Here is a 22,181-nt window from a genome sequence, read left to right on the forward strand (position 1 = left end):
TTACTATTTTATGAATTATGCGTGAATACTTCCGGCAATATCTCTTAGCGATTTTATTTCTTTCTTTCGCACGACAGCTGTAATTTCAGAAATTATAGAATTAGCTATTTCCTGAGGCGTTATCGCCCCTATATCTAAACCTGCCGGGCCGTAAATCTTTTCAATAAATAAATCTGCTTTATCAGGTCGAAATTCGATTAAATCATTTAACAGTTTTTCACGACGTTTTACAGAACCTAACGAGCCGATGTAAATCGGATTTTTTTCTAGGATATGTAAGAGGAAATTAAGATCTGTAGCGTAATTGTGATTCATCAAAACAACCGCAGAATTCTCATCAATAGACAAGGTGTGACTTTCTTCAGGACTAATATGTAGTAGGTTTGTAACGCCCGGAAAGTGTTGTAATTCTTTCTGATCTTTAGCTGAAGCAATTACAGTGACTTCCCACCCCATAAGGCTTGCTAATTGACCCAGTTGTACCGCGTCGTGTTCTGCACCAAAAAGGAATATTTGAAATAACGGATTCAATTCTTGCTGAAAAAAGAGTAGTGCTTCATCATTTTCAGGTCTAAATTCTTCCGGTTCTGAATAGGTTTTTATTTTTTCTCCGTTATTCAATAGGATCTCAGAACCTAAACCATGTAAAGGTTTTTCAATATCTAAGGAATAGTGTGAGGCAATTTTAAAGGGTGTACGTTTCTCAAATTCTACAGTAAGATTTTTAAAAATCGACTCGTTTACTACAAAGGGTTCAATAAGAATATATAAAATGCCCTCACAGCCTAAGCGATAGCGACCATCATAGGTCATCATCTTGGATTGGCGACTTTCAAAAACGGCAGCAGCTTGAAATAGAATTTCTTTTTCTACACAACCACCACTTACCGCACCGGTCATAGTACCATCCTGAGCGATTAACATTCTAACGCCAGGTTTACGGTAGGAAGAGCCTTTGAGATGCACTACAGTCGCTAGAACGCAGGAAATGCCTTTGGTATGATACGCAAAGGCATTTTCTACAATTTTTTTAAATTCGTGAGTCATTGAATAGCACTAGATTCTGAAAACTTCAGAATAAATTTTAGATTTCTTAACCGTTTACCGAATTTACGAAAGAAAGCCTGAAACCAAATTTTTTAGCATTTAATTGACATTAGACTTAAATGATACGATGAGACTGTTTGTTTCAATTTAACTCTTCCACAAACTTTTTAAACACATCTTTATGTAGCTCTAGATTTAAGTTGGGTGATAAAGATACCCGTACGATATAATCTTTGTCACCTTCTTTAGTCGTTCCCTGCGTTGAGGTTGCAGGTATCGTCCAGTAACATCCTTTTAACTGACCATAACTCACACAATATTTACTCTCTTCTGGAATAGCTGTAATCATCATATTGATAAGTTTGAGATTTAATTCCCTCTTGTAAGTCTCTTTTTCTTCTGCGGAGTCTCCTTTTGTAGGGAGATCAAGAGAAAAAACAGAGGGTGTAAAGCCTTGTTGCGCCAGTTCTTCGGAAACAAAATTAATTTTAGCAGCTGGTAAGGTTACTTTTATAAAATTCACAAATTCACGTGTGTTTTTATAAGCTTCTGCAATACGAGCATTCATAGAAGGCAACTGTTCTGCAAGAATTTCAACCTGAAGTGCTGTAGCCTCGTTATCGCAAATTTTAAAGTGTTTTTCTATTTTTTCGAGTAGGTATTCCGCTTTTTTATTGGCCACGCAATATCCTGCAGTACACTTTCCACCACTGGGAAATTTAGATCCGCTTACGTAGGATATGGTTTTTACATCTGCAAGTATACCGCTCTCACTTAAAAACTGAACATTAGGACAAAAAGTTTGATCTAAGATAAAAACAGGATTAATCGCTTCAGTTCCTTGAGGCGTTTTACGTTTTTTACTTAAGGCTTCTCGTAGCTTATCAAGATCAGGAACCTCAACTCGCGGATTAGTTGGAATTTCAGCAATTATGTAAGGCACAGCATCTTCGCGGGCAACCTGATCTAAAACCTGATCTGTACTTTTGACCATGTCGTTATTTCCATCTACTGGGAGATCTAGTATTTCTACCCGATCAACACTTGCTGCCACGCGTCTTGCCTGATCGTTTGTACCTCCATAGCAATTAGGCGGAACGATAATCTTTATAGCCTTACCGGGATGCTTTTCCAGCGCATCATCAATAAGCCCCATCATTATCGCATATTGAACCGATAAACCCGACGATCCCAAAAGCACTTTAGCCTGAGTCGCCGTTATTTTTTGTATAGTACTTACGACTTTGGTTTTATTCTTATTTAAATCACTTTCAGCAGAATCAGCTACGGGTTTCCCGGTTAATAGTTGTAGCATTTTAAGACTGTCTGCTGGCGTCATTGCGATAGATTCTCTTCTTCGTACGTGCTGTATGGGTGCTACATAATCTGCATTTTCCGCTCTATTAATCAACAGAATACTTCCCAGTTTATCGTGAAGACTTACTAAGAAATCAATAGACTTATGAATATGTGTTTCAGCAAGATTTATGGTATCAGAAATATAAATAGTGCTTCCTTCAAATTGAGGTAATGCAGCAGGATTCTCAACTTGTATGAGTTCAAAATCGTAGCCGTAAACCTGTTTTAGACTTTCGGTATTAAAATGTTCAGGTAAATTACCGGTGTAGGCAATTCTCGTTTTTTTATTAGCCAGCGCATTGGTTCTTAAAATGGCTAGAACAGGCATTGTTTGAGAAGAAAAACTAATAACACATTCCGCTTTAAGTGCATTTATCTTAGCAACACTCCATTCAAGAATACTAGATAATGGATGCCCCAGCCTAATGTAGTCGTACGCAGTAGGTAATTGGCTTAGGTTTGCCGTACTGATTCCACCAGAATTTAGCAGGTTTTCAAATTCTTCTATAAATTGGCTTTTGGCCCGTTCTTCGTTATAAATATCAAGTCTGTGAGTAGTTAATCTTAACCAGTCTCCCGGTATATTAACTAACACCTCTTCTATGGCTTTAAGTACGTTGTTATCGTTCAAAATAGTTTATTTTAAAGTTGATCGCGCGATGGACCTGATTTAATTTATTTTGGAAAGCAAAAAATACGTTTTTTTTGCTGTTACAAAGGTCTTAAAAGTGAGACGCTTTTGCAGCTACAAACTAACAAAGATCTTCCTTAAAAAAGAGGTTATTGTATAGAGTCATTTGATTACATGATCTAGTGTGACAATACCTGTGGAAGCAGTAGATTTTTGATATGTTATTTACCGATACAATATTTTCGGTTTCTTTATTTATAGGCCTTCCCAAGGATTGAGGTGTAAACTAGGTGTACAGTGTGATCTGTTTATCAGATGTTTAGATTTTTAACTATTACCAGATATTTCGTAAAATAATTTATTTCATTTCTGTTTGATCATCTAAAATCTTAATTAGATTTAATTTAAGAGATTGACTTAATTCGTTAAACTGACTAAAAATTGTACTCGTGTTTTCATTTGCCAATTGCTCTAAATTCCCTATAAAAGGTATTTGATAGGCTTTGACTTCTATTTCCTGATCATCGGCTAATGTGTTTTTAATTTGTAACGTTTTAATTTCGCAGGCTTCCATTGATTTAATTGAATTAGGATAGAATAGGATTATTTTTTTTGATTTAAATCTAATGGCATAAGAAACCATTTGATAAAGATCTGATTGTGATAATCCTCTTTTTGAATCCTGCTTATTAAGGTTTACAATTTTATACTTAGTATCAGCAACGATATGATGACTGTTATAACTAAGAAGTAAATCTGGTTTAAGAGCAAAATGCTTAGCGCTATCTAAGTAGGTACTTGAGATTTGTGCTTTTGCCTTTAGATCATCAATCTCTTTTTCCAGGAAGCCGAAAACAAAGTTTTCAAACACATATTCCATTGGCAACAGAAAGGCAAATAATTGTAAAGAGTTTTTGTAATTGAAAGAAACTGAGTTTTCTAAAAACAGCACACAATAATCTCTTACAGTTGCAAACTCTTTAAACATTGGGTTAAACTGTATGCTCCTACATTGATTAGCTGTAATTGATTCTTCACTTACTTCATCTAGAATAAAAATTATGTCTCTTAAATTTCGTTTAGATTGACTGTCTTTTGATACTGTTAGTAGGAGCTCTGCCACATATTTGATACAACGATTAAATTCATTGTCTAATTCGAAAGAATCATAAGAGCAGGGTATGTGATGGTAGTTTCCCCTTGAGATATGATTGTTTATATATTTATTAAAATCGATACTGCCTTTAACCACATTTAAATCTCGTTCTACATTTACATAATGTTGAAAAATAGAGGATGATAATAACTGTTTGGTGTATTTGCTAAATAGGTAGATTAGAATCTCAAAGAAGTCTTCTTTTTCGTTTGTAAGTCCGGTTTGATAATTAGGAAAGCGCAATTTTCTGCAGTAACTCAGCCACCATAGGACATGCGCATTAATTACTTTTATGTCTTCTCTAGTATATTTCCTTTCTTTTTCAAAGAAAACCTTTGGAAGTAGGTTTATGGTTTCTTTGTTAAAATGAATAACTCCAACATACTTATTTGACTTTAGATGATGATCTTTTCTAAGTAATTGTAAAAACCGTTGAGCTTCTACTTTATCTTCATCTTCATCGGAGACATTAAAGTAAGTTGATTTTTCTCTTTTGTTCCAGATATCATCCAAAAACAGCTCTAATTCATCAAATTGATTTTCTTCAAAAGGCTCTTGATTCTGATATTCAAATAAATTAATCATTTGTCTTTTCTTTGATAAGCTCAAGAGGCCAATTACCAATTTCTAATCCTGCATAGTCAAGAACTGTAATGACCTCTTTTTCATCATTCATAAAGTATTCTAAGAGTAGCGGAATGATTTTTTTATCAATAGTATTTTTTAGACTAAAGAGTTCTCCCATAAAATAGGAGTGACCTATTGTAAAATCACGTGTTTTTAAATCTTTAATTTTTTCGTTTATCTTTTCAAGAATTTCTGGCCTTTGAACTCCTTCAATAGTGAAATCAGGATACATGGGTACAAACTCAAACCTTCTTCTTAAAGCAATGTCTAAAAGAGCAATGGATTTATCTGCAGTATTCATGGTACCTATTAAATAAAGATTCGAAGGCACAATAAAGCGCTCTCCTGATGGTAACGTGCAGGTAAGAGGTAATTTGCCATGAGAGCGTTTATCTGGCTCTAATAGGGTTATGAGCTCTCCAAACACTCTAGATATATTTGCTCTGTTTATTTCATCTATTATCAAAACGTAAGATGGAACATCATTAGCGTTGATAGATCTTATTTGTTCCAGAGATGTTTTAGCTAATAATTCTTTTTTCCGATCATAACTTATATCATCATATTTTAGTTCATCATAAATATCTTCTTCAGATAATTCCAGATCGTAATCTGTTATGTAGTCTTTTCTAAATTCAATAAACTCTCTAAGTGCAACGTAATAAACGGTAGTATTGCATCCACCTATAGCTGCTCTAATATCATCGTGAATTTTTTGAATTTGATTAATATCAGGAAAGATCTCATAAAGCTTGAAAAGACGATCTTGAGATACTAAGTAAGGTCTACCATTTTCAAAATGTGCATATTCTACATTTCTACTTTTTGAGAAACCAACAATTTGAATAGAGCTTCCTGATTTTGTCTTAAAATCCTGTCCTTTTTTTAAAGATTTAAAATATGCAGAATATACTTCTGATAGTTCGGGTTCTTTAACCGGTTTATTATCTGATTCAAGTTTTTGCTTTTGTAGTTTTTTGTAATATTCAAAAAGAGCATTTGTGGCTATTTGAGCAAATAAGCCGTCGTTACGTTGAAAGCTTAACTCTTTGTTCTCGATATCTGGTCTAAGTCCCTGAATAAAATCTTCGTAACTGTAATTTTGATGAAAGGTTATAAACTCTATTCGGTTACCTAAGTTTTCTTGAAAAATTTTACGAGCACTTTCATATTTCTCTATTCTTTGACCAGTAATTATTTCAGCAGATTTAGAAACCGTATTATAGGTTTTTCCTGTTCCCGGCGGGCCGTACAATAATTGGTTTAATGGAAAATTCATAATAGGTTTTGTGTTTTCTGAATCTAGTGTGTTTGATTGAATATTTCCTAATAATCGTTTTCGGTAATCGATATTAAATAGGGCCAATTCAAATGCCAGATTATTATACTTGCTGTAACTTGATTTTGAAGTTCTACTTAATTCCGATCTTATTGCATTGAAAGCGGCATTTTTATATAATTCAATGTCTTTAAGATTTTGAAATCTTGTATACCAGGCTTTTGGTTTACCCGAGTATAATTTCGATTCTTGGTTTATTTCTGTATCTGTTATTAAACCAAGTGCAGGTTTGTCGTTTCCAGAGTAGAGATTCCAGCAGTAGCGTTGACCTATTGTGAGATTTAAGTTGTCATTTGAAATACCAGTTACAAAGCGCTTATCGTATGTACTCAAATTTAGTTTCTCCACCATTTCATCAAGTACTTCAAAATAAGACATTAAGTCCTCATTTGAGAATTTTTTAAGAACTTGAATTAGCTTGTTTTGTTCGGATATTAAATGGTTAAAAAAATTAAATTCATTCTTAGAAACTTTAAAATTGGTGCCTCTATTGCCAGCATTAAGTCCTTGTAAATCAGTAATTTCTTTTAATTCACTCCAAAGCAAAGGAGAGTCAGCTGTATAATGAGAGATTTTTAATTTAACACGCGAGTCGTACGAACTATCAGGTTCATTTACATAATGCTGCTTTTCAAATTGTTCTTCTTCAAATTTACCCACATCACCTGTTATCTCTGCTAATGCATAGCAACCTGATTGCTTACCCGTTTGCCAAATAATTACTTTGTCACCTATCTTGATCTTATCTTTGTGGGCACTTACTTTCCAGCTTTTTAGATGCCCTCCTTTTAAGGCATTTGTAATATTATAAACATCAGGGTTGCCTTGGAATAACCAATAATTAATGTTCTTCTTTGATTCAGAATATTCCCAGGAATTGTAAGATAGCTCTGCAAAAGATTTGCTCGATTTGGTTTTTATTTGATTTAAAACAGTTTGATACTCTGCAAGCGTTTTGAACTCAGGATTTATATGAAGAACCTCTTTTAAATAGGGTTTTGAAGGACCGTTAATAGGGAAGAAATTTTCTGGATCTACATAAAAAAGGGCTTCGGTGATTTTTGTTTTACCAATGCCGTTAATCGCCAGTGCTTTTTCAAAAAGCTCTTGTGTTAGATTTTTTGATACAGTTTGATCAAATAGCTTCCATAACGTATCAATTTCATTGGTTCTATCATACTTATAAGGAAATAGCCACGTCTTTTGCGCATTTGCAGAAGGAAGACCGCGCTCATCTTTAGGTCTTGTGATTCCTAGCTGATCTGCAATACTCTGCAGAACCTTAAGTCTTTTCTTTTCACCATAAATATAGATATAACAAAAAAAGGTAAAGGGATCTATCTCTTCTAATGGTATTGTGGTATCATAAGACGATTTATCATCTTGCACATTTACACCTGCGTTTTTAAGAATAGTGATTAACTCTGGTTGGTCATTTCTTTTCTTGGCTAAATATTGAACCAATTCTTTATGGGTTTCTACCCAGCTGTAGTAAGATGATTCTTTTGTTATGTTTTGAGGGATCATAAATTGTTTTCCTAACTATTTGCTATTTATCAGATTCGTTCTCAAGCTTGTTTATAAGCTTAGCTCTTTCCTGAAAAAGATCGCTTAAGTCTTTTCCTGTCAATATTGTATAAAAGATCACAAATATTAGAGTAATAGTCACAGCACTCAAAAACCATAGTATAAAAGTCCTTTCTAAAGTTGTTTGCAGTATGAGCTCATAGGTTATGTAGATTTGAAAAACGAAAGGGATACAAACTATTAATAAAAGAAAGGGTATTAGTAAGAAAATTGTTGAAAATGAGCTTTTAGCCAAATCAGAAAACAAATTGTTCAATGCGAAATCAGGCCATATTCCACTAAGCCAAGCTTGACTTTTTTTATCCTTAGGGGCTAAAGCTTCAATAAGCATAAATAGAGAATTCATTTTTGTGGCAGAATAGAATAAGTAATAATAGATGCCTAAGCATAGAATAGGCATAAAACTTAAGATTATTTCGTTATTAGCAATGCTTACAAAACCAAGCGAAACATTTATATTTATACTGTTACCAATCAAAAAATAAACTACAGGGCATACGTAATATAAAACACCAAGTCTGGTAATACGCTTTTTAAGAACTGTAACTTCACCAAGTAAAGTTTGAATATAAAATTCATTCATAAGTATAACCGGTTGTAAGTTTTCTTATTGATTTTTTACTTTTAATGCAGGCTCCAATCCTAAATTTAATTTATTGAGTGCCTGTTCTTCAATGCCATTTGGGCTAAAGAATATATCTTGAAGTACATTAGTTAGTTTATCTCCAAAAGTCACAGTTGAGTTAATAAAATTCTCTTCGTAAAATGTAACTATTTTATATCTGTTTTTATTATCAGATACTCTTTTATGAGAGAGGCAAGGAGAAATTCCTTCGATTATAATTTTTTGATGAATTTCATCTTCAGATGTTTTTTCTTTTAGATCATGCCAAACTTCAAAAAAGAACTCAACATAGTTATTCTCAAGGATTGATTTTGCATCATTAATCCAAAAAGCTAGGTTTTCATTTTTTGGATGAACGAACCATACTTCGTAAGATTTGTAGTTCAATGTTTCAAACACTCTTTTGATTTCTGCATCGAGAAAGGTAATGGCCTCTTTCTTTTTTTCTTCAATATCTTGAACGGCTTTACGACTTAATATAAGTGCTGTTACTACATCATTCATTTTTGGCTGGTTGCTAAGGTTAAAATAATGAGATTCTATATTTTTAAAATATTCTCTCAGATAGAAAATGTCTAATTCTGGTATGGAAGTATCAAAGGGTATTTCTTTGCGCACTTCATTAATAAGTTCCTTATGCGTAATATTGATGAACTCAGAACCGGGTTTTGGGTTCAGGAGTTCTAAACTCAAGACTAAACAGAGCAGTTCTTTCTTCTTTGATTGCGCGTGCTCCAAATAAATATTAAGAGGATTATTTAATAGATGATCTATTTTATTTTCTATTAAAATGCACCAATCTCTACCTTCAAGAACAATATCAATAGATTTTAAACGATTCTCTTCTTCCTTTACAGAACTTGTACGTTCTTCGGTAACTACCGAGGTAACAGGCTTATAAAATACACCATTAATATGTGATGTTTTAGATTTTATAACTGCAAGCAAAGCGTTCTTAAAAAGGTCACCATAAGCGTGATCTTCATTTGGGTCAAAGAAATAAGCCAGAATCTTACTGTTTAGGGTCTCTTTGCGTTGTATGGTTAGAATATCAAAGAAGTTCTTTCTAGGAATATTGGGTAAGCTCGGTAGCCGCAATGCTACATCTTCTATTGTTTTGGATAGATTACTCATTAATTTTCTATTTGTGCATAACAGATTATTTTTTATAAAAAATATATTCAAGTCTCTTTTTCATGGATTTATTGTCGCCAAATAATAGATCAAAATATTGATCGTGAAGATCTTTATTAAATTTCGCATATTTATAATTTTGAAAACGATCTTCGTCATAGGGAGTAGCCAAGGTTTCTTCATAATATTTTTTGTATGAGTCACCTAGCTTGTTTTTAGATAATAATGTAAAATATTTTTTTAATGAAAATAAATAGTGTTTATCATGTAAGTCAAGGTTTTTCCCTACAAAAAGAGCTTGAGCTGTCTCGTCCCCATATCTAGCTTTTAAATTGAATGCATTTACATTTCCATAGCGTCTATTTTCTTCATCAGAATATTTTCCGAAAATTTTTTTGTATTTCGCACTGGTTTGAGATGCATTTGCTTTTAAAATCACTTTATACCTCGGATTATCCAATCCACTTAAAACGGATTTAAATACGAGGCTTTTATTAAAACCGTCTTGATAAGGGTTTAAGTGGTAATCATTTGTAAATTCTATTGAGCCTTTATTTGTTTGATTACAAGTAGTATCTGAAGGTATCAAGTTATATATAGAATAGCATAGTAAAGGAAATCTTGCTTTATCAAAAAAATGATCAAGATCGTGACTAGCAGCAGGATTTCCTTGCGAATCAGTTATGAATTTGACTTTATCTAAATTGCAATAAGGACAATATTCGATGAAATTTTTTTCTCTAAAGAATTTTCTAACTAAATCAGCGATCTCCGTATGTTGCTTGTAGTTAAATGCTAATTTAATATAGAACAAGTCATCGGGTAGTGATAATCCTAATTTGAAACCATTGAAAGTATTCTTTAATTGACTAGCATTACATTTTAATAACTTCTTAAGCTTTATGCTATCATTCACCAACAATTCATTAAAAAGATTAGAGATTCTTGTGAGCTGAGCATTATTTAAATTGTTGTTACTTTGGATATAAGTATTTAAAGAAGTTGTATAAACATCATTATTAAAATCCTGGATAGAATATTTTTTACCTATTCTAATTTCTTTATTGGGATCAATTTCTTCAATGATACTAATTGTTGCGTTTTTAATAAAGTCTATTTCACCGACGTGAATATTAACAGGAAGTCCATTTAGATGATCAATAGCCTTTTTTACGCAAGTAATTCTTTTAATTAATTTAGAAGAAATTTTATTAGAATATTCTTCCTCTACTTGATTTGGATTTTCTATACTTATTTTGATCATTTTATTTTCCCAAATTAGTTTTTATCGCAGATGCTAAAAACTTGTCTCCAATTTCATTTATTAAGAGTATATCTTGCGTAGTTGTTTTTTTTTCATTGACTCTTTGAATTAAGTCGAGGATTTTATTATCCGCAAATGCACCAATTACGCCGTCTTTTAGGAAGAATTTATCAATTAATAATTCGTGAATATTACCACCAAAAGTCTTGCTTAAAGTATTTCTCGCAACCTTAATTCCATCGCTTGTTCTTTCAAATGTTATTATATTATCTTGTGGCAGATCACTTAAAATAAATGGAGAATGGGAGGTTAGTATTATTTGGAAGTTATAATGATGATACTGCTTAAGAAAATCAAAAATTGCTTTTAAGTATTGACGTTGCCATTCTGGATGAAAATATAAGTCGCCTTCATCAATTAAAATAAGAATGTTATCGCGCCTTTTGCTTTTAAGTCTCAGGGCCGCATCTATTCTTGAGAAAAAAGTAATCATAGATTCTTCGCCGGCACTTAGTCTTGACCAATCTAGTTTAATTGAATTTTTCGAAAATGGAATTTTAAAATATATATCAATAATTCTATCCAACAGCGAGTCGTCTGTCTTAACAGCTGCTCTATCTGGAATGTTCATCCATAAACTATCCTGATAAATAAGTAAATCTACTAACTCAATTAAATTAGCAAAATATTCTCTTGTAGAGTTTTCTTTTTCATAATTAGAGTTATTGAAGATCTCAAGCATTTGTCTTAAAAACCTGTCTAAATATCCCTTTTCATCATTATTGTAAATAGCTGAAACAAATCTATCAAGCACCAAATCAATTTTTTCAGAACTATTTATTTCTAGTTTTATAAACTTAGCTAATACTTCAAAAAAAATAATTTCTGTTATTATTATATTATATAATCTTCTTTTTGATTCCGAAATAATTCCTTTTTTTTGAGTATAAAAGGCATTTGCAACGTGATTAACTAGTTCGGGAAGTTGCCTACTTATCTTTTCATTAGTATTCGAACTATTTTTTTCAATTGACTTGATAAGCCTCTTATAGTCTGTGTCCTTTTTTTCAAATGGAATAATTTCAACATAATCAACCCTTTTCAAAAGCTTTCTTATACTGTTAGATTTCTCTGACCGCAGGAAATTTCTATTTCTTTGAAATTCATTTAGTAAGAATCGCTGTTCTGCATTTACTTTTTTTGTTTGAAACTCTCTATTAATCCTAGCATTATAAGTTCTAGAAAGATAAGGTGTGGATGTATTATATAAGATTTCAGATTCAATAAAATCATCATATAAATCAAAATTGTTTGAATAGTAAATAGTTAATTCACTTTTTAAGTGATCAAATAGTTTAGGCTTTTTTCTGTAGGCGATTGTTTCAGACTTTAAGTCTAAATTTTGAATATTGACATTAATGTTTTTTGAATTAATACTGATATGTACTATAATTTTATTGCTTTTCTGATATACTAATAAATCACCTTCTCTTATATCTATTTCATTTCTCCTTTCAAAATAAAGCTCTTTAATATATCTTAGAAATGTTGTTTTACCTACTCCATTTTCCCCAATGACACACGTGACATTTGTAATATTTTTTCCGAAAAAATCTTTTAAAGAATTAGTATTATTTGAGATGTTTAGTTCATTATTTTCGTTATTAAAATTTATGTCAAACTTTGAAGACAGGTTAAAACTTTTGTTTTCTAAAGTCCCGTAAGGTTTTCTAATATGAATGAATAATAATTCCATACTTTTTATTAAACTGTTGCAGTTTTCTTCTTAGTTTCAAATTTCCCTTAATTCAAACCCTCAATCTCCTTCAACAACTCCCTAGCATCCCCATCACTTTCTAATTGAGGCACAAGCTCACCCTTGAAAGCTTTGTTGAGAATAGATTGTCTTAATTCAGGAATTTTAGAATCGAATAACTTGTTAAGATCCATCAATGTTGAGTTATACGTGCCTAGAAAATTTTGAGCCAATTGTTGTACTTCTTCTCCATAAGGCATTCGGATATTACTAAGGCTTTTAAAATATAACCGCGCTCTAACACTCCCTTTAGTATTTGCGCCAATCTCTAACAGACCTTGGTCACTTTTTAGGAATCCCAGAAGTAAATCAGAAGAAAGCTTTTTGTTAGTTCTAAAGACTACATAATCAGGGCTTGTAATTGCAGGAGCATCCTCATTATAAATCGCAATTGAGCCAATATTTACTCTCATTGTATTGTAGATGAAATCTCCCTTTCTTACAACCTTATACTTTTCAAAAGATTTTTTCTGGCCAACACGTAAATCAGTTATGCCTTCTTTTGCTGATACACCAATCAATCTACATTTGTTCCAATTTTCACCTATTCGTTCAGTTCCCTCTTCTAGGAATTTACCTATCGTAAGTCTTTTATAAAACGATTGCTGCTTTCTGTCTACTAAACAAGAATATAAAAACCGTTCCTTCATACTCTCAAGGTTTGAAAGACTTTTATTGATGCGTTCTAACTGCTCAAATAAACCATCTAATTTGGCTACAATACGATCTTGTTCAGCGCGGGGAGGAATTTTAAATTTTATTGTATCTAGATTTCTACGAGAAATTCTCTTTCTAGTAGAGCCTGATGAAAGTGCATTAATTCTTCTTCTTATTTCTGGATTATTAATTTGAAAACACAGAAACTTTTCGTTTATAGAGTTTTTTGGTCGAATTATGGCAACATCAACTACTGTTGCGTATTTACCTTCCAGAGGAAATACGCAAGCTCTTCCTATAGGATCTGGCATTCGAGCAATAAGAATATCACCGCGATTCAAAAAGGAACAATTTAATTTTTTTGCGCTTTCTTCAGTTAAAAACCTTGAAGATTTATTTCTAAATTCTAATTCTCCAATATCTGCCAATTGAATTAATCTGACATTCCCATTAGGATCTTGATCCTTAGTTTCAACCCAATCTCCATCTTTGAATAAACCATTTTTTGGTATGATTTGAGATATTCTAGCTTCGGTCCAATTTTCAGGTAATTTATTTTTCATTAAGCCAGTTCTTTAAGCATTGCATTTAACTGGGCAGTAATGCTGTTTAATTCAGCTAGCGATTCTTTAGCGATGTCTATAGGATCACCCAAATCATCTGCATTGCTAATACTATCATCTGCAATAAGCCCCAGATCTAAACTGTCGTTCTTTTTTGCAATTGTTTCTCGTGTAATATAGTTCCAACGCTCGTCTTTAACGCTTTTACGTTTAGCGTCATCTAGCTTTCCATCAAACGCTTTTTCTAAGGTGTCTACTTTGATACCGCCGGTGTAGGCCTCTACAAAACCTTCAAAAGCTTTTTCGGTAAACGGCGTACGTTTTCCATAATTGGGAACATTGGTACGCATATCGTAAAACCACACGCCTTTGGTGTTTTCGGTTTCTGTAGTACCCCGGGTAAAGAACAACACGTTGGTTTTTACACCTGCAGCATAAAAAATTCCGGTAGGTAAGCGTAAAATAGTATGCAGGTTACACTTATCCATCAAATCCCGGCGTATACGCTGCCCGTCGCCATCTTCAAAGAGTACGTTATCGGGCAACACCACTGCCGCACGGGCTTTGCCGTCTTTTTTAAGACTTCGGTAAATGTGTTGTAAAAAGTTAAGTTGCTTGTTGCTGGTAGGGAAGGTAAAGTCATCCCGAGACGGGCGTTCGCCTCCTTTTTTGGTTCCAAAAGGGGGATTGGCCAGTACACCGTCGTAATTCTTTAAAGTTTTACCAAATTCAGTCAGGGTATCTGCCAGATAGATGTTGCTTTCCATCCCGTGTAAGCGCGCATTCATTAACGCCAGTCGGTGTGCATCTGTAACCAACTCAACACCACTAAAAGCTTCTTCTTTTTGAAACTTTCGATCCTTATCATTGAGTGCGAAATAGTTTTGGTATTTGTTGCGTAAATACTCATCAGCCGAAAGCATAAAACCAAAGGTTCCTGCTGCAGGATCATTCCAACGCTCACCTAACTTGGGAACTAAAAGGGCTACCATAATATTAATGAGTGGGCGTGGGGTAAAGTATTGCCCGGCACCGCTCTTTTTCTCTCCGGCATTTTTCTCGAGCAAGCTCTCATAAATATCACCCATCGTATCCCGGTCATTCTCTTCATACCAGTCCAGATCGTCAATTGCCTGAACCAGGGTATTAAAGTTTACCGGTTTGCGTAAACTGGTAGAAGCATTAGCATAAATCTCTTTGATGCTCGCGCTTGTTGTTTCATTACTAATTTCAGCCAGAAATTTACGATAGCGGTTAAAGGCTTCTATATTATCAGTCTCTTCTACAAAACTTCTCCAGCGGTATGCTGAAGGTATATGCTTCTCAAAATCTTTAACTTCGCTGAGTTTTAGAAAAAGGATATAGGTGAGTTCGTTTAAGTACTGGTGATAGGTAACTCCATCATCGCGTAATACATTACACAAGTTCCAGAGTTTGTTAGCGATTTCGTCTGCGCTCATTAGGGTTTAGTATTATTCTAATTTGTATTTAATAGTTTGTTCTCGACTGCGCTTGAACTGACATTGACTTCGACAGGTTTAAGGTAACAGTATTTGTCACATCGAGCGCAGTCGAGATGTCTTAAGCACCTTCAGAATACAGATTGTCATTCAATATTTGTATGACTTCATCAACATTATCATCAAAGATTTTATTGATACGGTTATAACCGCCTTCTTCTTTAAAAGGATCGTTATTCAAATCTTCTTTGGTTAAAATGGCTTCTGCCAGCAACTGGGCTTTAAAACGGTCTAACCAGCGTTGCTGAATTTTATTCCAGGATCGCAATGCATTTACTTTTGCAAAGGCGTTAGTGATACGTTGCTCTTGCGGAATCAAATCTACATCGAGTGCCAGCGTGCGAATGTACGCAATGATATCTGCTGCGATGTCCTCGTTTTTGGCACTCTTCCAGGCCGTGTGAAGCGTACGGGCATTAAAACCTTCTGCGTCTAATTGTAACTTCAATTCTTTTAGACTTTTACGGTCTAAGGAAGTTGGGCTGGTCACAATAGCGCCTAAAGCAGCAATCTTATTTTTATTTTCTGAAATGTATTTTTTAAAACTTTCGATGTAATCTTCTGGCTTGCCGGCTTTCCCATAATCCCGTTCAATACCTAAAAATTCATCTTTATGTTCCGAAACTAATTGCACTTTTGGCTTATAGACTTTGCGGTCTAAATAGCTCCACAAACTAGAATAGGATTGAATGATTTTTTTGACTTCACTTTGGGTGGCATTTTTTATCGTCTCAATAATTTCCTGAGGTTCTAATCCTCCGGAACGGTACACGAACTCTTCTAAATCTTCTGCTTCAATTTTTTTACGCTTCCGCTGAAGTTTAGACAATAATTGCTCTACCTGAGTTTGGGTACGTTCTTCTGTTTCAATTTCATCGAGCTCTTCTACCAGTTGTGTAAATGAGGTGGAAGGATTGCTCACTGGTTTCATCTGCGTGTAATCTTCAAGGGCTTCGTGAACCCGAACGGCATCATAAATCTCAAAATATTCTTTACCAATATCATCGCACTTACGGGTCGCACGACCTATCATTTGCTCATATAAAATACGCGAACTTACCCTGCGTAAGAACACCAGATTACAAATCGCGGGTACATCAATTCCTGTAGTAAGTAAATCTACCGTTACAGCAATATTGGGAAACTTTTCATTCTTATACCGTCGCACCAATTCGTCAGGATCGTAAGCCTGCCCGGTTATTTTCTCTATTGCTCCCTGCGGAACATCATAGCCTATGTTTTTAAATTCTTCGTGTAATTGGTCTACTATCAAATCTGCGTGTGTATCTCTAACGGCAAAAATGAGTGTCTTTTCATCACTGTTAGGATCTAAGAAATTGACCAGTTGTTTGATTACTTCGCGGTTAAAGTTTGGTGTAATAACCAGTTTGTTAAACTGTTCGATTTCCACCAGCATATCATCTTCTAATTCTGCAAGCTCCTCAATTTTATTCGTTTCCGGATTAAAGACTTTAGGCCGTTCTCCTTTTTTCCAAAGAATACCTTCCTCGCTCAACCTGGTTTTGATACGGTGTGGGGGTTCGTGATCTGCCAGAAATCCGTCTATTACCGCCTGGCGGTAGGAGTAAGAGTAGACCGGTTTACCAAAAATGGTTGTAGTATGTAAAGCCGGCGTCGCAGTTAGACCAATTATATAGGCGTTGAAGTATTCGATAACCCGTTTATATTGGCTCACATAATCATTCTGATCTTTAAAATGAAGATCTTCTTCGTCCAATTCTTTATCCAGATTGTACCCTCTATGGGCTTCATCTATAATGATACAGTCATACGTGTCAATGGGCAATTCGTCTGAGTCGTTATAAAACAAACGTTTTACTAAGCTTTGAACGGTGGCAAAATGAATACGCGTATCAGCATCAGGAATATTGGTTTTCATATCCTCGATTTGATACACTTCAGCAAAGGTATTGATCCCTTCTACCTTATTGTCTTTGTAATTACCTAGTGCTTGTTTCGCAAGTAACCTTCGGTCAGTAAGAAACAAGATACGTTTAAATCGGTTGGCTTTTATTAAGCGATACGTTAACCCGATTACTGTTCGTGTTTTTCCCGTACCGGTAGCCATTACCAAAAGGGATCTCAGGTCGCTGGTATTTTTGATGAGTTTGTTTTCAACCGCTTTTATAGCATCTATTTGATAATCTCGTAATCCTAATCCGTTTTTATCTTGAAGATACTCGTAGTCACTAACCTCTAGGCGTTCGTTCTCTGCTTCTATGTTTTTTTGATACAGATCTACTAAGCCTTGCGGCGAAAACCAACCTTTAAGTGGGGTAGGGTGATTGTGATCGTCACGTACATCCAAAAACCAAATACCGCTTTTGGTTTTAAGCTGTTCCAGATAGTCACGACCATTGGTCGAAAATAGAAAAGGCGCTTTGTAGGTATGCCATTCCCCCAAAAATTGAAAATGGTCTAATTCTTCTATACGTTCCGCATAAATCTTAGATTGTCTCAAGTCCGTAGAAATATCACTGGCGTATTTTTTTGCTTCTACAATACCATAAAGCGTAGTACCTATAAAAAGAGCATAGTCTGCCCATTTACCCTTACACGGCCATTCTGAAATGGCCATAAACCTTCCTTTTTCGGGTAATGTTTTATTTGATTTAAAATTGAGTTCATCCGTATCGCATTCCCACCCGGCAGCTTTTAACTGTGCGTCAATAAGCGTAAGGCGCGTATCTTTTTCATTTAAATCTAATTTCTTAGCTACACGTTCACTTCGCTTTTTACGCGAAGCAGTAACGGCTTTAGAACTGTTTAGACTTTCAATCTTTTCTTTGTAATCGGAAACTTGCTTCGAAAGAAATTCAACCTGATCTGATAGCTCCTCGACGGAAAGACTATTTTCTTCAGGGAGACTGTATTGGGTTTGATCTATGTAATCATTTTCATAGGTCTCATAAAACCATTTAGAAAGTTGAAAACATTTTTTTAGAATAAAGAATGCCTGTGGTTTTGAACCGATGCCGTCGTGACTGGCTTTATTACCAGAAGTTCTGATGGTGTGTAAAATACCTTTTATGATATCGGGGATACAATTGCGATAAGCCAGTTGGTTGATTCGCTCTACTTGCTTCCCCGTAAATTCATCCAGTTCTTCAAAGTCCCAAATGAGGATACTTATTTTTTCTGCGAATAGTCGTGCCTTAGCAATTGATGAACTCGGATCAACGGAGTACAGTTTTTCTGAAAGTATGCCTATCCCATAAATTTCCGGATAGACCGGTTTAAGAAAACTAAAATTTGAAGGCATTAAGATTGCGGTTAGCTAATTAATCAAATTATGCAGGGGACTTTAAAAGTATATATTATTATTAATAAAGTCAAACATAAGCAAAAATGAATTGAGTGCTTTACGGGATTCTGTAAAGACAGATAGAAAAGAAAAGTTGCTTTCGTGTTTCTTATATAAATGTAAATTTTACTAAAAATAAAATGTAAAATTTGTTCATTTTTGTTTTTACAAATAAATATTTTGATGAATAATATTAAAATTACATCTATAATCTTAATGTTCTTAGCTGTATTCTCCTCCTCTTGTAGTAAAGATGATGCATCTCTTCCACAGCAAGAAATTTTAAATTCTGAATTAAAGGGTTTACTAGGCGAAAGAGTTTTAATAACAGGTAAAAATCTGGAGCCTAATAAACTACAAGTTTTTTTTGATACTGAAAAGGCTTCCATTACATCATTTTCTAATGAAAGTATAGAGGTAATAATACCTAGATCAATCGAAAGATTCAACCCCATTATAAAGGTAGTAGACCTTATTACAAATGAAGATATCCTAAACGAAGTTTTTATTTTAAATGCTCCTCGTATCACTAGCTTTGGTAGTGGTGAAATTTCTTTTGATGAAATATTGGTTATTAACGGAGAAAATTTTGACAATCGCAAGGAAAATTTAGCAGTTTTAATTAACGACGAGAAAGCTGAAATTTTAAATGCTACACATTCTAAGTTAGAAGTATATATACCAAAAGAAATAAGAAATTCATCTCTGGAAGTAACGGTAGAAGCTCAATTTCAAACTACAAAGAGTTCGCAAAATCTTAAACTTAAGCAGCCTATAATAAACGAGGTAACAAATGAAACAGCTTGGCTTGGAGGTTATTTATATCTTGTTGGTAAATATTTTAACCCAGAATTTGAGTATGGTGAACTTTACGTCAATGGAGTTAGAGCTCATTATACCTCATCAAATACTGGTTTAACGATTAATGTTCCTACGGGTCCATATTCTGAATTTAAAATTTCAAATATAACATACAAGACAGCGGGACTTGTCAGTTCATTTGATCTGGATTTAGAAATTGGAAACATTGGTATTATGGTTGATGGTTTAAAGAATTTGTTTGGCGAAATTATCGTTTATAATAATAAAGCCTATGCAATTACGTCCGAAAACAATGGGGATTTCAATATAACTAATTATTTATATGAATTTTCTCCTGATACAGAAAAATGGAATGAAATTGAAGATTTTCGCTCCACAGGTTTTATACGAAGTTTTGTTTTTGACAATGAAAACTCGATTTATTTCTATACGGGAGTTGAAAATGAAGTAAATGAACTTACTAAACTAAGTCTTGATACGTTTATAGAAACTAAAATTCAAATTCCTTTTGATCCAAGTTTGATTAATTCTACCTTTTTAGTTCGTGATGGCGATTTGTATGTAATAAATGGTAGAGTTTATAAAAATGATCGTTATGAAATATCAAATAGAAGGTATCAATATTTCAAAGACGAGTCTATATGGAAAGAGATTACCTCTGAATTATTTACAGGTTTTGATTGGAAAAGAGGGACAATTTTTAAATATATTTATTTAGATGATGATCTATATTTCAAGTATTTTGATAGAGAAACATTCAAGTTGGATGAAAATAATCATTTAACTCAAATGACTGTTGACAATATGCTGTTCTTGTACGATGAGTCAATAATCTGTAGAAGAACTAATATCGTTAATGATGGAATGTTATTATACACTTTAGAAGATCCATACAATGGGGTTGAGTTGCAATTTGGAAGAGAAGGGAGCTCAGTAAAATGCTTTTTTACAGTTAATAATGAGATTTATTATAATATGTTATCAGCATTTTATGACGGTAATGTTCATAATGCAACGTTTAGAATTAAAAAAGATAAGTTAAATGAAATCCTATAACTATAATTTTATATTTTTTTTAATTTCTATTCTTTCATTTCAAGGATGTGGTAAGAATGATGATTTTCCGGCCATTGAAGATGTAATAGATTTGAAAATCACAAATTTTGAAACATCATATAATGAAGTGAAAATTTCTTGGGATTTAGATCGTTTTAATGATAAGGTGATTATTGAAAACGTTTTTATTTTAAGATATTCGGACGACACAGATTCAAATACATTTGGACCGAATGAAATAGCTGTTCTTCCATCGAATCAAACGTCCTATATTGATCGAAATGTCCCTTATTTAAGTGATGTTACTTATTCAATTAGAATAGATTATTTTGTTGATTATGAGAATGGAGTTGAATACGCATCAATTGAGTCTGATAAAAAATCATTTGAGCGAGATATTATTAAATTTTCTTCAATACCTCGCCATGTTATCACAGACAATAGTAATCCTGATAGTTATCATATTATGATTATTGATCAAAATTTAGCTTTATATAATTATAATACTAAAACCCTAAAAATAGATGCGAATAAAAGTTTTAGTGGAGGTTATGATTTTTATGATAAAATCGTGGTAAATCAAAATAATATATTTCTCGGTAAAAGAAATGGTGTAATTTATGAATTATCTCCTAACGATTATACTGAGAAGCGAATGTTTTCATTGCCAATTGATAATGAGTTAAGGTACTTTGGATTTAGAGAAGAGGAAATATTCTTTAGTGATGACGAACGCTTGAAATATTTCAATACAATGACCAATGATTTTGGTTACGTAATTGAAGATCTTTCGTTGAGTTACGCGTATTCTATCAATTTGGGAAACAATAGAATGTTTATGATTTGGTATCAATATCCTAATTTTGGAGGGAGGATTTTTGATGTTAGCAATTATGATCAGTTGGAAATGATACATCGCACTGATTTTCCAATTGATTTTGGAAGTAGGCTTGACAAAGGAATACTTCATTTTAATGAAGATAATTCTGAATTTGTAAGTACTAATTTAGGTAGAGTTATATCTATTGATGATTTATCCTTAAAAGTTGAATTAAAGAACATAACCGGTAAAAATTATCTGTATTTTAATTATAAAAGGGGTAAACTTTATGGGGCAGTCCAAGGCGAAAGGAAAATACATGTTTTTGATGATGAGACCTATGAACTTTTAGATACAATCGAAACTAAATTATTCCCTATATTTCCGCTAGTAAGTTCGGATGGAAAAATTCAAGTTATAGGAAGTTATAGGCAAATTTACTATTCAGATTATATTGACGGCTTTCAATATTCAGGAAATTTTGCAATTGAAAGTATGTAGTTAATTTTTAATTACTTTATCTATTCATTTTGGACTTTATTATATCATCCATGGTCATAGAACTATCTGAACCATTCCAGCCTAGTTCTATTTCTTTTCTTAAATCTTTTAGGCCCTTTTCGCGATAGATGTTGTCAAGTCTTAGATTATCTCGCATAACCTCGCTATTATTTTGATCTCCTACGGAAGCAACTTGCTTAGAGATATATTCTTCTTGCTTTTTGGTTAAACGAGGCTTCATAACAAAATAGCTATATAGTATAAATGTAATATTTTAAGTACATCAGGATATCATTTACGAGATTTAATAATTAGCTATGAGATCATATATG

The 22,181-nt window shown here is 33.4% G+C and carries 14 protein-coding genes; 2 read left to right on the forward strand and 12 right to left on the reverse strand.

Annotated features, from left to right (window positions below):
• Positions 1 to 15: 15 nt before the first annotated feature.
• The 11 genes from ACIGAM_RS09325 to hsdR form a co-directional block, all read right to left on the reverse strand.
• Complete coding sequence (locus ACIGAM_RS09325; protein WP_396511185.1) at positions 16 to 1,047, reverse strand: XdhC family protein; 1,032 nt, start codon at positions 1,045 to 1,047, stop codon at positions 16 to 18.
• Positions 1,048 to 1,189: 142 nt separating this feature from the next.
• Complete coding sequence (locus ACIGAM_RS09330) at positions 1,190 to 3,037, reverse strand: cystathionine beta-synthase (protein ID WP_396511186.1); 1,848 nt, start codon at positions 3,035 to 3,037, stop codon at positions 1,190 to 1,192.
• A 358-nt stretch (positions 3,038 to 3,395) separates the two neighbouring features.
• On the reverse strand, positions 3,396 to 4,778 hold the full coding sequence (locus ACIGAM_RS09335) for an McrC family protein (RefSeq protein ID WP_396511187.1): 1,383 nt from the start codon (positions 4,776 to 4,778) through the stop codon (positions 3,396 to 3,398).
• Complete coding sequence (locus tag ACIGAM_RS09340; protein WP_396511188.1) at positions 4,771 to 7,686, reverse strand: EVE domain-containing protein; 2,916 nt, start codon at positions 7,684 to 7,686, stop codon at positions 4,771 to 4,773. The genes ACIGAM_RS09335 and ACIGAM_RS09340 overlap by 8 nt, the downstream gene beginning before the upstream one ends.
• Positions 7,687 to 7,708: 22 nt before the next feature.
• Positions 7,709 to 8,329 (reverse strand): hypothetical protein, encoded by a 621-nt coding sequence (locus tag ACIGAM_RS09345; RefSeq protein WP_396511189.1) that lies wholly within the window; start codon positions 8,327 to 8,329, stop codon positions 7,709 to 7,711.
• Positions 8,330 to 8,353: 24 nt separating this feature from the next.
• Positions 8,354 to 9,505: a PD-(D/E)XK nuclease family protein gene (locus ACIGAM_RS09350; RefSeq protein WP_396511190.1), complete on the reverse strand. Its 1,152-nt coding sequence runs from the start codon at positions 9,503 to 9,505 to the stop codon at positions 8,354 to 8,356.
• 25 nt (positions 9,506 to 9,530) lie between these two features.
• Positions 9,531 to 10,769: a hypothetical protein gene (locus tag ACIGAM_RS09355; protein ID WP_396511191.1), complete on the reverse strand. Its 1,239-nt coding sequence runs from the start codon at positions 10,767 to 10,769 to the stop codon at positions 9,531 to 9,533.
• 1 nt (position 10,770) lies between these two features.
• Complete coding sequence (locus ACIGAM_RS09360) at positions 10,771 to 12,525, reverse strand: AAA family ATPase (protein ID WP_396511192.1); 1,755 nt, start codon at positions 12,523 to 12,525, stop codon at positions 10,771 to 10,773.
• A gap of 47 nt (positions 12,526 to 12,572) precedes the next feature.
• A complete protein-coding gene (locus tag ACIGAM_RS09365; RefSeq protein WP_396511193.1) occupies positions 12,573 to 13,805 on the reverse strand; it encodes a restriction endonuclease subunit S in 1,233 nt (410 codons plus the stop codon).
• Entirely contained in the window at positions 13,805 to 15,265 is a 1,461-nt protein-coding gene (locus ACIGAM_RS09370) for an N-6 DNA methylase (protein WP_396511194.1), read from the reverse strand. Before ACIGAM_RS09370 ends, ACIGAM_RS09365 begins: the two co-directional genes overlap by 1 nt.
• 121 nt (positions 15,266 to 15,386) lie before the next feature.
• Complete coding sequence (gene hsdR / locus ACIGAM_RS09375; protein ID WP_396511195.1) at positions 15,387 to 18,608, reverse strand: type I restriction-modification system endonuclease; 3,222 nt, start codon at positions 18,606 to 18,608, stop codon at positions 15,387 to 15,389.
• 225 nt (positions 18,609 to 18,833) lie between these two features.
• On the opposite strand from hsdR, the gene ACIGAM_RS09380 reads away from it, so the two are divergent.
• Positions 18,834 to 20,528, forward strand: a complete 1,695-nt coding sequence (locus tag ACIGAM_RS09380; RefSeq protein WP_396511196.1) for an IPT/TIG domain-containing protein — start codon at positions 18,834 to 18,836, stop codon at positions 20,526 to 20,528.
• Positions 20,515 to 21,849: a hypothetical protein gene (locus ACIGAM_RS09385; RefSeq protein WP_396511197.1), complete on the forward strand. Its 1,335-nt coding sequence runs from the start codon at positions 20,515 to 20,517 to the stop codon at positions 21,847 to 21,849. Before ACIGAM_RS09380 ends, ACIGAM_RS09385 begins: the two co-directional genes overlap by 14 nt.
• Before the next feature lie 16 nt (positions 21,850 to 21,865).
• On the opposite strand, the gene ACIGAM_RS09390 is transcribed toward ACIGAM_RS09385, so the two are convergent.
• A complete protein-coding gene (locus ACIGAM_RS09390; protein ID WP_396511198.1) occupies positions 21,866 to 22,090 on the reverse strand; it encodes a type II toxin-antitoxin system ParD family antitoxin in 225 nt (74 codons plus the stop codon).
• Positions 22,091 to 22,181 lie beyond the last annotated feature (91 nt).

The sequence above is a fragment of the Leeuwenhoekiella sp. NPDC079379 genome (assembly GCF_044542075.1).
Classification (GTDB): Bacteria; Bacteroidota; Bacteroidia; order Flavobacteriales; family Flavobacteriaceae; genus Leeuwenhoekiella.